General features: G+C 69.6%; 10 protein-coding genes. 1 reads left to right on the top strand and 9 read right to left on the bottom strand.

The window, feature by feature from the left end:
• Positions 1-121 precede the first annotated feature (121 nt).
• The 5 genes from KAK06_RS11980 to KAK06_RS11960 are packed head-to-tail and all read right to left on the bottom strand — an operon-like array spanning position 122 to position 4,705.
• The gene (locus KAK06_RS11980) at positions 122-541 is read right to left on the bottom strand and encodes an acyl-CoA thioesterase (protein ID WP_210802341.1); all 420 of its coding nucleotides are present in this window, start codon (positions 539-541) and stop codon (positions 122-124) included.
• A 10-nt stretch (positions 542-551) separates the two neighbouring features.
• On the bottom strand, positions 552-1,208 hold the full coding sequence (locus KAK06_RS11975; RefSeq protein ID WP_210802340.1) for a YceH family protein: 657 nt from the start codon (positions 1,206-1,208) through the stop codon (positions 552-554).
• A complete protein-coding gene (locus tag KAK06_RS11970; RefSeq protein WP_210802339.1) occupies positions 1,192-1,974 on the bottom strand; it encodes an SDR family oxidoreductase in 783 nt (260 codons plus the stop codon). Before KAK06_RS11970 ends, KAK06_RS11975 begins: the two co-directional genes overlap by 17 nt.
• A gap of 53 nt (positions 1,975-2,027) precedes the next feature.
• Positions 2,028-4,175, bottom strand: a complete 2,148-nt coding sequence (locus tag KAK06_RS11965) for a putative bifunctional diguanylate cyclase/phosphodiesterase (RefSeq protein WP_210802338.1) — start codon at positions 4,173-4,175, stop codon at positions 2,028-2,030.
• Complete coding sequence (locus KAK06_RS11960; protein ID WP_210802337.1) at positions 4,172-4,705, bottom strand: heme NO-binding domain-containing protein; 534 nt, start codon at positions 4,703-4,705, stop codon at positions 4,172-4,174. The genes KAK06_RS11965 and KAK06_RS11960 overlap by 4 nt, the downstream gene beginning before the upstream one ends.
• A gap of 203 nt (positions 4,706-4,908) precedes the next feature.
• On the opposite strand from KAK06_RS11960, the gene KAK06_RS11955 reads away from it, so the two are divergent.
• Positions 4,909-6,591, top strand: coding sequence for an electron transfer flavoprotein-ubiquinone oxidoreductase (locus KAK06_RS11955; RefSeq protein WP_210802336.1), 1,683 nt, complete (start codon positions 4,909-4,911; stop codon positions 6,589-6,591).
• Positions 6,592-6,610: 19 nt separating this feature from the next.
• Here KAK06_RS11955 and KAK06_RS11950 read toward each other — a convergent pair whose 3' ends face one another.
• The 4 genes from KAK06_RS11950 to KAK06_RS11935 form a co-directional block, all read right to left on the bottom strand.
• Positions 6,611-7,552: a transglutaminase family protein gene (locus KAK06_RS11950; RefSeq protein WP_210802335.1), complete on the bottom strand. Its 942-nt coding sequence runs from the start codon at positions 7,550-7,552 to the stop codon at positions 6,611-6,613.
• A 10-nt stretch (positions 7,553-7,562) separates the two neighbouring features.
• On the bottom strand, positions 7,563-10,169 hold the full coding sequence (locus KAK06_RS11945; protein ID WP_210802334.1) for a circularly permuted type 2 ATP-grasp protein: 2,607 nt from the start codon (positions 10,167-10,169) through the stop codon (positions 7,563-7,565).
• 60 nt (positions 10,170-10,229) lie between these two features.
• Complete coding sequence (locus tag KAK06_RS11940; RefSeq protein ID WP_210802333.1) at positions 10,230-13,754, bottom strand: transglutaminase family protein; 3,525 nt, start codon at positions 13,752-13,754, stop codon at positions 10,230-10,232.
• A 101-nt stretch (positions 13,755-13,855) separates the two neighbouring features.
• Entirely contained in the window at positions 13,856-14,812 is a 957-nt protein-coding gene (locus KAK06_RS11935; RefSeq protein WP_210802332.1) for an alpha-E domain-containing protein, read from the bottom strand.
• Positions 14,813-14,840: the final 28 nt, after the last annotated feature.

The raw sequence follows: 14,840 nt of genomic DNA, 5'->3' as shown, positions 1-14,840 counted from the left end.
GGGCGTCTGCGCTCCTCGGCGCCCCCGACAGCGCCGCCAGCCCCAGGCCGCTCATTCCTTGGCTGAGGTCACCGTCAGCGTTCTGCGACGCTCCGAAGCGGCCTACGGCCGCTGTGGGCAGTCAGCCGACCTTCGCTCTGAGCCAGTCGGGCATTGGCGTGGACTTGCCACTGGGAAAGTCCATCCAGACGGTAGTGGCTCCGCCCTCGGCGTAGATCACGCCGGGCTGGTCGGTGCGCTCCAGCGTGATGAAGGTGTCGAAGCTGCTGCGGCCCGGGTTGGCCACGTAGTGGCGGGCGAGCACATCGCCCGGGTATTCCAGCTGACGGATGAAGTTGCAGAACGCGTTGACGATGACCGGGCCCTGGCCGGCCGGGTTGGGCTGGCCGCCGATGGCGCTGAGCCACTCGATGCGCACGATCTCCATGTAGCGGAAGTAGACCGTGTTGTTGACGTGGCCCATCATGTCCATGTCACCCCAGCGGATGGGAATGACCATTTCGTGGCTGAGGGTCTTGTGCTCGGGCAGCGTGAAACGCATGCAGTCTCCGTCAGGGTGCCAGGCCCAGCTGGCGCTTGATCTCGGCCAGTTCCTCGCGCAGGGCGCGCACCTCGTCCGACAGCCGTGCCACCTCGGCGTGCAGCCCGGGGGCGTCATCGGTCGGCAGGTTGGCGGGGGCGCCGGCGGCTTCCGTCAGGGGCTCGTCGCCGAGCAGGTGCGCCCAGCGCGCCTCGCGCGCGCCAGGGGCCCGCTCCAGGCGGCGCACCCGCGGCGGATTCATCGCGGCCAACTCGTCCAGAAAGGCCTCAACCGAGCCGGTGTCGGCAAAGCGGTGCAGGCGCTCGGCGTTCTGGCGCAACTCGGCCGCGGTCTGCGGACCGCGCAGCATCAGCGCGGCCAGCAGCGCGGCCGATTGGCTGGGCACGCCATAGACGCGGGCCAGGTTGTGCTCGTAGCGGGCGACACGCGCGCCACTGACCTCGATCACCAGGTTCAGCGGCTTCAGATCATCCACCGCCTCCAGCACCTGGGCCTCGGTGACGTCCATCACCGGGTGGCGGGCCGTCTTCTGGCTGCATCCGGCCGCCAGCGCATTGAGCGACAACGGGTAGGTATCGGGCACCGTGCGCTGTTTTTCGACCAGCACCCCGAGCACGCGCAACTCAAGGCTTGTCAGCGGGCGCAGCACCTCAGACGCCGAAGCCATCGTCGGCCTGGATCACGGCGCCGTTGATGAAGTGGCTTTCATTGGCGCACAGCATCAGCAGCGTGGTGTCCAGGTCCTGCGGCTGGCCGACGCGCTTGCGCGGCAGCATCTGCACCAGCTTCTGGCCGGCATCGGTCTGCCAGTGGTGGTGGTTGATCTCGGTGTCGATGTAGCCCGGGCAGATCGCGTTGACGTTGACACCAAAGCGGCCCCACTCCAGCGCCATCGCGCGGGTCATGTGCACCACGGCGGCCTTGCTCATCGCGTAGACGCCGATCTGGCTCAGCACGCGCAGGCCGGCCATCGAGGCGATGTTGACGATGCGCCCGCCCGTGAAGGTGCCCGGCGCTGCGCCGCGCGAGCGCGCGATCATGCGCCGGCCCACCTCTTGCGCAACGAAAAAGGCGCCGCGGGTGTTGGTGTCCATGACGAAGTCGTAGTCGTCCGGCGTGACATCGAGCAGCTTCTGGGTGGTGCTGACGCCCGAGTTGTTGATCAGGATATCCAGCGTGCCGGTTTCCGTTTCCGCGTGCGCCACGGCCGACTTGATGCTGTCGACGTCGGTGACATCCAGCTCCACCACATGGGCGTCGCCACCGGAACCTTCAATTTCGGCGCGCAGGGTCTTGAGGCGATCGGTGCGGCGACCGGCCAGCACCACCGCGGCGCCGGCCTTGGCCAGCGTGCGTGCGAATTGCGCGCCCAGGCCACTGGAGGCGCCGGTCACCAGGGCCACGCGGCCCGACAGATCGATCTGGTAGCTCATTGTTCTTCACGGCGGCCACGCCGCCGTCCTTTCAGGGTCTCAAGGCCTTGAGCCTAGCATGTGAACAGCTGCGCCAGCCAATCGTCCTGCGGCATCGGACGGTCGAACAGGTAGCCCTGGAACTCGTCCACGCCCAGCGAACGCAGCAGCTCGAACTGCTCGTCGGTTTCGACGCCCTCAGCCACGGTGCGCAGCCCCAGGCCCCTGCAGATCTCCAGCGTGCCGCGGATCACCACCCCGGCCTTGGCGTTGTGCAGTGCCTCCGCCACGAAGGCGCGGTCGATCTTGACCTTCTGGAACGGCAGCTTGAGCAGATGCGACAGCGACGAGTAGCCGGTGCCGAAGTCGTCCAGCGCCAGGCTGAAGCCGTGGCGACGCAAGCGCCCCAGCAGCGGGTACACGGCCGACTCGGTCAGCGCCGACTCGGTCAGCTCCAGCTCCAGCGCCGACGGCAGCACGCCATGGCGCTGGCAGGCGTGCAAGGCGATGCGCTCAAACGAAGGGTTCAGCAACTGCCGCGGCGACAGGTTGACAGCCACCGGCATCGGCCGTCCACGCCGGCCTAGCTCGGCCGCCAGACGCGCCGCCGAGTGAAGGGCCTGGCGGCCCAACAGCTCGATCGCGCCAGTCTGCTCGGCCATGGGGATGAACTCGGCCGGCGAGACCACGCCGAAGTCGCGCGTGCTCCAGCGCACCAGCAGCTCGGCGCCCTGCGGCTGGCGCTGGGCGTCGACCTTGGGCTGGACCACAAAGCTAAAGCCACTGCGCTCGGCATCGATGCGCAACAGGCTTTGCAGGCGCACCCGGCGCATGGCGCCTTCCTCAATCTGCGGCTCGTACATGCGCAGGCAGTTCTTGCCCTGCTCCTTGGCGGTGTACATCGCCGCGTCGGCCTTGCGCAGCAGGGTCTGGGCATCAATGCCGTCGTGCGGATGCAGCACGGCGCCGATGCTGGGGCTCATCATCATGTCCTGCGAGTAGCCCACGCCAAAGGGCGAGGCCATCGTGGCCAGCAGCACCTGGGCGCTCTGGCGCACCTCGAAGTCACCGCTGCCGGGGGCCAGCACCAGCACGAACTCGTCGCCGCCCCAGCGGCCGATGAAGGCCTCGGGCAGCGCGCGCGTCAGGCGCCGCGCCACCTCCTGCAGCACCATGTCGCCGGCGCCGTGGCCGAAGCTGTCGTTGATCGACTTGAAGCCGTCCAGGTCCATGAACAGCAGGCCGAAGGAGTCGCCGCTGCTCTGGTGCAGGCGCTCTTCCAGGTGCTTCTGGATCGCAGCGCGGTTGGGCAGCTCGGTCAGGCTGTCGTGCAGGGCCTGGCGAGCCAGCAGGGTCTCGGCCTTCAGGCGTTCGCTGATGTCATGCATCGACACGATGCGACAGGCACTCTGGCCCGCATGCCCAGCCACGAAGGTGACCGTGGCCGCCACCGGCACCTCGCCCGGCTGGGCGCGCAGGCGCGCCTCCCCACGCCAGCCGCTGCCCTCGGACGAGGTGTCGGGCAGGCCGATGAAGCGAGACAACAGCTCGCCCCGCACCTGACCGGGTGTGTAGCCCGACAGCAGGCTGAAGGCCTTGTTGGCCTCGACCACCCGGCCTTCGTCGTCGACCACCAGCAACGCATCGTGCGTGCTGGCGAAGGCCGTGGCCAGCAGGTGCAGCGACTGCTCGGATTCGCGCTGGGCGGTGATGTCCTTGATCGTGCCCGCCACCCGCACCGGGCGGCCCAGATTGTCGCGCTCAAGTGCGCGACCACGCACGCGCACCCAGCGCTCGCCGGGCGGCAGCTGGATGCGGTAGGCCATGTCCACATCCTCGCGGGCACCGGCCAGGTGCAGGCGCCAGGCCAGGGTCATCGAGTCGCGGTCATCGGGATGGACCAGATCGATGAAGGCGCGGCCGCCGACGTCGGGCCAGGCCACCTCGACGCCGTCGATGAACAGCCCATGCACCTCAAAACGCTCGGCCTGTGCCGACCATTCCCAGATGCCCTCGCCGCTGGCCCACAGCGCCATCTGCAGCCGGTGTTCGGATTCGCGGGCCTGCTGCAGCGCGTCGAAGAGCTCACGGCTCTTGTTCATCAGCAGCGCTTCGGCCGACTTGCGCGCCAGCCGCTCGCGCTCCAGGCGCCGCGACAGCACCACCGCGTCATCCGAGGTGGCCAGCGGCATCGGCTCGGTGGGCGGCAGTGGCTCGGTCAAGGCGCCTCCTCGAGCAGGAACTCGGCGCCGTCCTCCAGCGTGGTCATGGCCACCTGGCACGGCCGGCCGTACCAGGCGATGACGCCTTCGATCAGGCCGAGTGCCAGCAGGTGCAGCCGCCGCTCGGACCGGTAGCGCAAGCGCATCCGCCCAGGCAGCCTCTCCAGCACATCAAACTGCGGCAACTGGGCCTGTGGGTAAAGCTTGCGCACTTCAACATGGATGTGCCCGTCGATGGCGGCGATCAGGTCGAAGGGATGGCGGTGCGCCGAGAAATACTGGCCATGGGCCTGGCTGAACCGCTGCGCCAGGTGGCTGCCAAAGGCGCGAACCAGTTCATCCACCGGCCGACCCGTGCGCCGCGACAGACCGTCGACCATGGTCCGCAACTCGTCTGCGGGGTAATAGCCGACGGCCGTGTAGGCCCCGCCATGCGACAGGCCGGCGTCGGCCAGCACGTCATCGGCCACTTCCGGGGAGAAGCGGGCCTCGACCATTTCGATGAATTCGGTGAACACCATGCCCAGCATGGGCACTCCTTGTCCGGCGGTGAACCCGCACCTTGCAGGCATGTTAGTGCGGCACCGTGCCCCTGTCGCAACGAACTGCAGCCTGCCTGTGCCGCTTCTCCGGCGTCATATTAGAACGATCGTGCTTTTTTCAGCCTGCAGCCGATAGAATCGCCCCCATGCGCCCGCCTGGGCGGCCCCTGCACGACATCTCCAGGAACCCCATGACTTCCGAAGAACTCCTCGCCCAGTTCGGCCCCCGTGACTCGATGGACTACGACGTGGTCATCGTCGGCGGCGGCCCCGCCGGCCTGTCCACCGCGATCCGCCTGAAGCAACTGGCCGCCGAGAAAGGCGCCGAGATTGGCGTGGTGGTGCTGGAAAAGGGCTCCGAGCCGGGCGCCCACACCCTGTCGGGCGCGGTGATGGACCCGCGCGCGATCACCGAGCTGTTCCCCGACTGGAAAGAGCGCGGTGCGCCGCTGAACCAGCCGGTCACCAGCGACGACATCCTGTTCCTATCGGCCGACGGCGCCACCCGCACCCCGGACTGGCTGGTGCCCGACTGCTTCCACAACCACGGCAACTACGTGATCAGCCTGGGTGCGGTCACCAAGTGGCTGGGCGAGCAGGCCGAGGCGCTGGGCGTGGAAATCTTCCCCGGCTTCACCGCGGCCGAACTGGTCTATGACGAGCAGGGCCGCGTCAAGGGCGTGGCCACCGGCAACGTCGGCCTGGGCAAGGACGGTGAGCCCACCGACAACTTCCAGCTGGGCATGGAGCTGCTGGGCAAGTACACCATCTTCGCCGAAGGTGCCCGCGGCCACCTGGGCAGGCAACTGCTGCAGCGCTTCAAGCTGACCGAGGGCAAGGATCCGCAGACCTTTGCGATCGGCATCAAGGAGCTGTGGGAGATCCCGGCCGACAAGGCCCAGCCCGGCAAGGTGGTGCACACCGCCGGCTGGCCCCTCAGCGACGACACCTTCGGCGGCGGCTTCCTCTACCACCTGGAGGGCAACAAGGTCACCCTGGGCTATGTGATCGGCCTGAACTACGCCAACCCCTGGATGAGCCCCTTCGAGGAGATGCAGCGCTGGAAGACCCACCCGGCCATCCGCGCCCACCTCGAAGGCGGCAAGCGCATCGGCTACGGTGCGCGGGCGATCAACAACGGCACGCCGCAGGCCCTGCCCAAGCTGGTCTTCCCGGGCGGCGCGCTGGTGGGCTGTGATGCCGGCACCATGAACGCCGCGCGCATCAAGGGCAGCCACGCCGCCATCAAGAGCGGCATGCTGTGCGCCGAGGCGCTGTTCGAGGCCCTGCAGGCCGGCCGCAGCCTGGATGAACTCAGCGCCTTCAGCAACGCCTTCGAGGCGAGCTGGCTGCACGATGAACTGCAGCGCACCAAGAACTTCAAGCTCTGGTTCAAGAAGGGCCAGACGGTGGGCAAGCTGATGACCGGCATCGAGCAGTGGCTGCTGCCCAAGCTGGGCATGCCGATCGCGCCGTGGACGCTGCACAACGACACGCCCGACCACGTCTGCCTGAAGCCGGCCGACCAGTGCCAGAAGATCGACTACCCCAAACCGGACGGCCAGCTCACCTTTGACCGCCTGTCCTCGGTGTTCATCAGCAACACCAACCACGAGGAAAACCAGCCGGCCCACCTGCGTCTGACCGACGCCGCGGTGCCGGTGGCGGTGAACCTGGCGAAGTACGCCGGCCCCGAGGGGCGCTACTGCCCGGCCGGCGTCTACGAGTTCGTCAACAAGGACGGCGCCGACCAGTTGGTGATCAACGCGCAGAACTGCGTGCACTGCAAGACCTGCGACATCAAGGACCCCACCCAGAACATCACCTGGGTCACGCCCGAGGGCGGCGGCGGCCCGAACTACGCCGGCATGTGATGCGTTGAAGGCAGCCGCGTCAGGGCGACTCGTCCAGCGGCTGCACCGTCACCGCCACCCGCGGCTGCACCCGGCCGCCGCCGCGGATCACGCCGCGCAGCGGCGCCACGTCGGCGTAGTCGCGACCCCAGGCCAGGGTCACGTGGTCCAGCCCGGCCGGCACCCGGTTGGTGGGGTCTAGCGCCAGCCAGCCCTGCTCGGGGCACCACAGCGCCGCCCAGGCGTGCGAGGCATCCGCCCCCACCAGACGCGGCTGGCCGGGCGGGGGCTGGGTCAGCAGATAGCCGCTGACATAGCGTGCCGCCAGGCCGAGCGAGCGGCAGGCACCGATCATCACGTGCGCGAAGTCCTGGCACACGCCCTGGCGCAGCGCCAGGGCCTGTACGGCGGTGGTGCCGGCATCGGTGGCGCCGTGTTCGTATTGGAAGTCGTCGTGCACACGTGCCATCAGATCGACCGCCGCCGCAGCCATCGGACGGCCGGGCGTGAAGCAGGTGCGGGCGTAGGCGGCCAAGGCCGGATCGCGCGGCGCCAGTTCGGTGCCCAGCGTGAATTCCACGGCTTCGCGGTGCGTGGCGCCCGCGTGGTAGCGCAGGGACTCGGCCACCGCCTCCCAGGGCGGACTGGCCAGCGGATCGATGGGCACCGGGGCGCTGAGCCCGGCTTCGAAGCGGCTGCGCACGCGCAGTTTCTCGTGGACCCGTGAATGGCTGAAGGTGATGCGGCCATTGCCCCAGGGGTCTTCGCTGATCTGGCTGGGCGGCAGGGCCTGCGCCGCCGGCCCGGCCAGCGCCAGCCATTCATCGGGCGTGGGGTCGATGCTCAGGTCCCAGGCGCGTACCAGCTGGGTTTCGCTGCTGCGGGGCACCAGGCAGGCCACATGGTGGGCCAGCTCCACCGGCAGCTCGTAGTCGTAGTGGGTGTCGTGGCAGATGCGGAGCCAGCGCAGCGCAGCGGTCATCGGCCGCCCTTCACTGCCAGACCATGCGGTCTGCCGGACCGACATGCGAGAACAGGCGCTGGCCCAGCGCATCCGACAGGCCCCTCACCTGCTGGCCACACTGTGCCAGCAGCGCGATCAGCGGCGCATGGCCGCCAGCATCGTCGGGAGTGCTGATCAGCTCCAGCGGCCAGTCTTCGGGCCGCGGCAGCGTGGCCGCCACCTCCTGCGCCCAGGCGGCATCGTGACGCGAGAGCTTGACGAAGCGATCGCGCATGGTGCGTGCCACCCAGGCCAGCGCGCGCGGGTTGTCGGTGTCGTGCACCAGCAGGTGCAGCAGCGGTGGCAGCTCGCGCCGCGCCTGGAACTGGGCACGGTAGGTGATGGTGGAGTCGAACAGGCCCAGCAGCAGCGCGAAGCCCTCGTCGCGGCGGTGCAGGCCCCGCTCGATGCCCAGCGCCAACGCGTGGGCATGGAACTCCAGGCGCTCAATCTGGCGACCCACGCTGAGCAGGCGCCAGCCGTCGTCACGGGTCATGCGGTCGGTCTGGGCGCCGGTGATGGCGGCCAGGTGGGTGGCGGCACGGGCCAGCACGCCCATCACATCGGCCAGCGGCTCGGCAGCGGCGGTGTCGAGCGCGGCACGCAGGTGCTGGTCAAAGTGCTCGCCGACCTCGCGGATCAGCTTCCAGTGCTCGGGCGACAGGCGCTCGCGCAGGGCCTGGGCGCAGCGCATCAGGGCCTGCAGGTTGTAGGCCACGCTGGTGGCGCCTTGGGCATCACCCAGCGCATGCACCAGCGCCCGCTCGAACACCCGCACCGATTGCAGCGGCGTGGGCACGCCGGTGCCGACCAGGCCGTGGTGGCGGGCCAGGGTGTCCAGCACCTCCAGCACCTCGGCCGAGGCGCCGGTGATCAGTGAGCCGGTCAGGGCTTCCAGTGTCAGCCGGGCCAAGCGCACGCAGTTCTCGGCGCGCTCGGTGTAGCGGCCCAGCCAGAACAGGTTCTCGGCCGAGCGACTGGTGACGCTGCGGTGCCAACTGGCCAGGTCAGCGGCGCTCAAGGGGCGCGGCAGCAGGCTGGTCGGGTCGACCTCGCCGCCGGTCTGCACCCAGGTGTCGGCGCTGCTGTGGCCGTGCTGCATCGACAGCCAGGGGTTGGCGCCACCATCGCCCTCGGCTGCCACGCGGGCCATGCCACCGGGCACCACGCGCCAGCCGCCGCGGCCATCGGCCAGCGCGAAGACGCGCAGCACCGCGCTGCGCGCCAGCAGCCGGCCTTCGCGCCAGACCGGGGTTTCGGCGCCGCGCATCGGTGCCTGCAGCGTGCAGGCAGCGGGGTCGTCGTCAATGCGCTGCACCAGGTCAGCCCGGGCGCGGGCCTCCAGGGCGGCCACGCGCTGCGGCACCAGGCCGGGTCGGCCGGGACCCGGGGCAAAGGTGGGCACGGCGATGAAATCGGCCAGGCGCGCACGGTGCGCCTGCCACACGGCCTCCTCGCCACACCACCAGGTGGTCACCGCCGGCATGGCCAGCGGCTCGCCCAGCAATCGCTCGGCCACCGCCGGCCAGAAGGCGGCCAGGCCGGGGCTCTCCAGCCAGCCGGCGCCGGGCGCGTTGGCGACCACCACTTCACCGGCGCGCAACGCCTGCAGCAGGCCGGCCACACCCAGCGCCGAGTCGGGCCGCAGCTCGAGCGGGTCGAGGTACTCGTCGTCCACCCGACGCAGCACCACGTGGACGCGTTCCAGGCCGTGCAGCGTCTTCAGGTAGACACGGTTGGCACGCACCGTCAGGTCGGCGCCTTCGACCAGGGCAATGCCCAGGTAGCGCGCCAGGAAGACCTGCTCGAAGTAGGTTTCATTGGCCGGCCCGGGGGTGAGCAGCACCACGCGCGAGCGCTCTCCAGCGGGCGACAGCCGCATCAGGCCCTGCAGCATGCCCAGAAAGCTCGACGCCAGGCGCTGCACGCGCAGCTCGCGGAAGGCGATCGGGAACTGCTGGGCCACGATCAGCCGGTTCTCCAACAGATAACCCAGGCCCGACGGCGCCTGGGTGCGCTGGGCCGCCACCCACCACCGCCCCTCTGGCCCGCGCACCAGGTCGAAGGCCGAGACATGCAAGAACACGCCGCCGGCCGGCTGGCAGCCGTGCATGGGCCGCAGGTACTGCGGGTGGCCCAGCACCAGCGAGGCCGGCAGCAGGCCTTCCTCCAGCAGGCGGCGCTCGCCGTAGGCGTCGCGCAGCACAGCGTCCAGCAAGCGGGCGCGCTGGGCCACGCCGCGCTCGATCTGGGTCCAGTCCTCCGGGCCGATCAGTGTGGGCAGTGACTCGAGCGGCCAGGCGCGCTGGCTCTGGCTGCCATCGGCATAGACGTTGTAGGTGGCGCCATCCTCCAGCACCCGACGCTGGATGCGTGCCTGGCGGGCGGGCAGGTCGGCCCAGCCCTCGGCACCGATGGCGCTGAAGAAGTCGCGCCACAGCGGCGCCATGCCCGCCACCGGCGCGCCGGCTTCGCCCAGGCGGCCCAGCAGTTCGCTGTAGTGGCCGTCGCGCCCGCGCACGGCGGCCGCCAACGCCAGCGCCACCGGATCGACGGCGGCGTCATCGGGCAGGAGGCTGGGTTGCTGCGGCTGCATGCCCCAATGATGCCTTGCCTGCGGGCCGGGCTGGTCCGCCTCCACGAACGCTGCCCGTGCTCAGCGCCCTGCGCGGCGCAGGTCAAGGGTGAACGGGAACTCCAGGCTGCGCACCGGCATTGGGGCTTCCACCGTGCCCGGCGTGTGGCCCATCGCGAAGAAACGCGCCAGGCGGCGGCTCTCGGCCTCGTAGGCATTGACCGGGAAGGTGACGTAGTTGCGCCCGCCCGGGTGGGCCACGTGGTACTGGCAGCCGCCCAGCGAGCGGCGCATCCAGGTGTCGATCAGGTCGACCGTGAGCGGCGCGTGCACGCCGATGGTGGGGTGCAGCGCCGACGGCGGCTGCCAGGCGCGGTAGCGCACGCCGGCGACGAACTCGCCCGCCCGCCCGGTGGGCTGCAGGTCGACGCCGACGCCATTGACGGTGATGCGGTGGCGCGGATCGATCAGCCCGCTGACGCGCAGCTCCAACCGCTCCAGCGACGAGTCGACGTAGCGCACTGTTCCTCCGGCCGCGCCCTCCTCGCCCATCACATGCCAGGGCTCCAGCGCGCTGCGCAGCGTGACGTGCACGCCGCGGGCGGCGAACTCGCCGATCTTCGGGAACCGGAACTCGAAGTGCGGCGCAAACCAGCCGGGCTCCATCGCGTAACCGGCCTGCTGCATCTCCTCAAGCACATCAGCAAAGTCCATCTGCGCAAAGGCTGGCAGCAGGAATCGATCATGCAGTTCGGTGCCCCAGCGCACCAGCGGCGCACGGTAGGGCGTGGTCCAGAAGCGGGCGATCAGCGCGCGCAGCAGCAGCTGCTGCACCACGCTCATGCGGGCGTGCGGCGGCATCTCGAAGGCGCGCAGCTCCAGCAGGCCCAGGCGGCCGGTGCTGCTGTCGGGCGAGTAGAGCTTGTCGATGCAGAACTCGCTGCGGTGGGTGTTGCCGGTCACGTCGACCAGCACGTTGCGCAGCGCGCGGTCGACCAGCCAGGGCGGCATGTGCTGGCCGTAAAGCGTCTGGTTGCGATCGATCTCGCCCAGTGCGATCTCCAGCTCGCGCAACTGGTCGTTGCGCGCTTCATCCACGCGCGGCGCCTGGCTGGTTGGGCCGATGAACAGGCCGCTGAACAGATAGCTCAGGGACGGATGGTTATGCCAGTAGGCCAGCAGCGAGGCCAGCAGGTCCGGGCGGCGCAGGAAGGGCGAGTCAGCCGGCGTGGCGCCGCCCAGCACGATGTGGTTGCCGCCGCCGGTGCCGGTGTGGCGGCCATCGAGCATGAATTTCTCGGTGGACAGGCGTGAGCGCCAGGCGGCGTCGTAGAGAAACTCGGTGTGCTGCACCACCTCGCGCCAGTGGTGGGCGGGGTGGATGTTGACCTCGATGACACCGGGGTCGGGCGTGACCTGCAGCAGCTTCAGGCGCGGATCACGCGGCGGCGGATAGCCCTCCAGGACCAGCTTGACGCCCTGCTCAGCGGCCGTGGCCTCGATCGCCGCCAGCAGCGCCAGATAGTCCTCTAGGCGCTGCAGCGGTGGCATGAAGACGTACATCACGCCGGTGGCCTGCCCGACCGCCTCGGCCTTGGGGCCGTTGGCGCGGCGCGGGTCGCGCACCTCCACGCACAGCGCGGTGCGGGTGATCCAGTGGGCGCTCTGGAAGCGCTCGGGGCGCTGGTCCAGCGGCACGGACGAGGCGGCAGGCGCGAGGCGCGCCTCGCTGCTACCCTGGCCCACGTCGGCCGCCATGCCGCCGCCGCTGACCCCGCCGCCATCCAGATCGGCCGACTGCAGCGCCACCGTGCCGCCCTCGGCAAAGCCGCCGCCCACACGGTGGGCGGCATAGCCCTGCTCGCCACCCAGCTCATGGGCGAACTGCGCCTTCAGCCGGCTGGCGGCCGGCAGCGCGTCGCGCGGCGCGAAGGGGTCGTGTTCGTGCATGAACGGGTAGTCGGACTCGCCCACCCAGGGCAGCGAGTCCAGCGGCAGGCGGTAGCCCATCGGCGAGTCGCCGGGGAACAGGTACATGCGCTCGTCGCGGAAGAACCAGGGCCCGGTGACCCAGCGCGTGCCGCTCAGGCCGGGGCCGTCCTCGGCCTTGATCGGCAGCACATAGCCGACCGGGTGGTCCAGTCCCTGGTTGAAGACGCGGCGCAGGCGCAGGCGCTCCAGTTCGTCGTCCAGACGGGACTCGAACGGATCGACGTTGACCGGCAGACGGCGCTCGCGCCACAGGTAGTACCAGGTGTCTTCGAAGCCGGTCTGGATGTAGTCGGTGCTCAGGCCCAGCCGCTGGGTCAGCGCCCGCAGGAAGCGCTGCGCATCGTCCGAGGTGTAGGCATGCGGCTCGCGCTCATCGGCGAACAGCGACGGGTCGTGCCAGCACGGCTGGCCGTCGGCGCGCCAGCAGATCGACAGCGCCCAGCGGGGCAGTTGCTCGCCGGGGTACCACTTGCCCTGGCCGTAGTGCAGGAAGCCCCCCTGGCCGTACTCGGCGCGCAGGCGGTGCACCAGGTCTTGTGCGTAGAGGCGCTTGGTCGGGCCCAGGGCGTCGGTGTTCCACTCGGCGCCGTCGCGGTCGTCGACCGAAACGAAGGTGGGCTCGCCGCCCATGGTCAGGCGCACGTCGCCGGCCTGCAGCTCGGCGTCAACCTGTTCGCCCAGGCGCAGCACGCGCTCCCATTGGTCTTCGGTGTAAGGCTTGGTGACGCGGGGCGACTCCCAGATCCGGGTGATGCCCATCTCATGACCGAAGCTGACCTCGGATTCGTCCACCGCGCCCGAGATGGGCGCCGCGCTGCTGGGCTGCGGCGTGCAGGCCAGAGGGATGTGGCCCTCGCCGGCCAGCAGGCCCGAGGTGGGGTCCAGGCCGATCCAGCCGGCGCCGGGCAGGTAGACCTCGCACCAGGCGTGCAGGTCGGTGAAGTCGACCTCGGTGCCGCTGGGGCCGTCCAACGCCTTCACGTCCGGGGCGAGCTGGATCAGGTAGCCCGAGACGAAGCGCGCCGCCAGCCCCAGGTGGCGCAGCATCTGCACCAGCAGCCAGCCGGTGTCGCGGCAGGAGCCGCTGCCCTTGGTCAGCGTTTCTTCGGGCGTCTGCACGCCGGGCTCCATGCGGATGGTGTAGGCGATGTCCTGCTGCAGGCGCTGGTTCAGACCCACCAGAAAGTCGATCGTGCGGGTCTTCTCGGTGGGCACGCTGGCCAGCAGCGCCGCCAACTTGGGCGTGGCGGGTTCGGTGACCAGGTAGGGCGCCAGCTCGGCACGCAGGCTGTCGGAGTAGGCGAAGGGGACGTGTTCGGCCTCGGGCTCCAGGAAAAAGTCGAAGGGGTTGTAGACCGACATCTCGGCCACCAGATCGATGGTGACCTTGAACTCGGTGGTCTTCTCGGGGAAGACCAGGCGTGCCATGTAGTTGGCGAAGGCGTCCTGCTGCCAGTTGATGAAGTGGCCGCTGGGTTCGACCTGCATCGAGTAGGACAGGATCGGCGTGCGGCAGTGCGGTGCCGGCCGCAGGCGGACGATCTGCGGCGACAAGCCCACACGGCGGTCATAGCGGTAATGGGTGACGTGCTTGAGGGCGACGTGGATGGACACGGGCGTTCCTTGGTGGAAATCGAATCTCGGGCCGGCGGCGGCGCTGCCCCGGGCGGTGGAGCGCCCGAGGATCGCCGTCGACGGTGATCAGGTCGTGACGCTCAGGACGGCACCAGGAAGTCGCGGCTGATGCCGGCACCCAGATCGCCCACACGGTCGAGGTACTGGCTCAGGAAGGCATGCAGGCCGGTCTCAAGGATCTCCTCGATGCGGGCGTATTCCAGGTCGCTGGCCAGGCGGCCGGCCAGGCGCAGCGTCTCGGCCGATTGCTGGTTGGCCACGCGCTTGAGGTTGCGCAGGACCTGGCCGGTGCAGTGCGCCAGCGAGCGCGGCATGTCAGCGCGCAGGATCAGCAGTTCGGCCACCTTGTGCGGCTCGATCACGTTGCGGTAGACCTTGCGGTAGATCTCGAAGGCGGAGACCGAGCGCAGGATCGCCGACCAGTGGTAGAAATCCTGCTCGCCGCCGCGCGGCGCGGCATCGGCCGCCGGCAGACCGCCCTGCAGCGCATGGAACTTCACGTCCAGCAGCCGGGCGGTGTTGTCGCCGCGCTCCAGGAAGGAGCCGATGCGGATGAAGTTGAAGGCCTCGTCCTGCAGCATCGTGCCCACGGTCACGCCACGCGAGAGGTGCGAGCGGAACTTGACCCACTCGAACAGCGCCGACGGGTCACGGGCCAGCAGCCCGTCCTTCAGCAGGCGGTTGAACTCCAGCCAGGTCTGGTTGGTGGTCTCCCAGACCTCGGTGGTGAGGGTGCCGCGGATGGCGCGGGCGTTTTCGCGTGCGGCGCGCAGACAGCACAGGATGGACGAGGCATTGCGCTCGTCACGGACCATGAAGTCCTGCACCCGTGCGGCGTCGATCGCGCCATAGCGGGCCTGGTAGTCCTGGGTGAGTTCAGAGATCGACAGCAGGCCGCGCCAACCCTGCTCGGCCGCGTCCGTGGACTGCGGCATCAGCGAGGTCTGGTAATTGACGTCGAGCATTCGGGCCGTGTTCTCGGCCCGCTCCATGTAGCGGGACATCCAGAACAGGTGATCGGCGGTACGTGAGAGCATGTTCTTGTTTCCTGAAGGGGCCGATCGG

It is taken from the genome of Ideonella aquatica, assembly GCF_018069755.1.
Classification (GTDB): Bacteria; Pseudomonadota; Gammaproteobacteria; order Burkholderiales; family Burkholderiaceae_C; genus Ideonella; species Ideonella aquatica.
The sequence above is the reverse complement of the archived record's forward strand: the minus strand, read 5'-3'. Positions and strand labels throughout refer to the sequence as shown.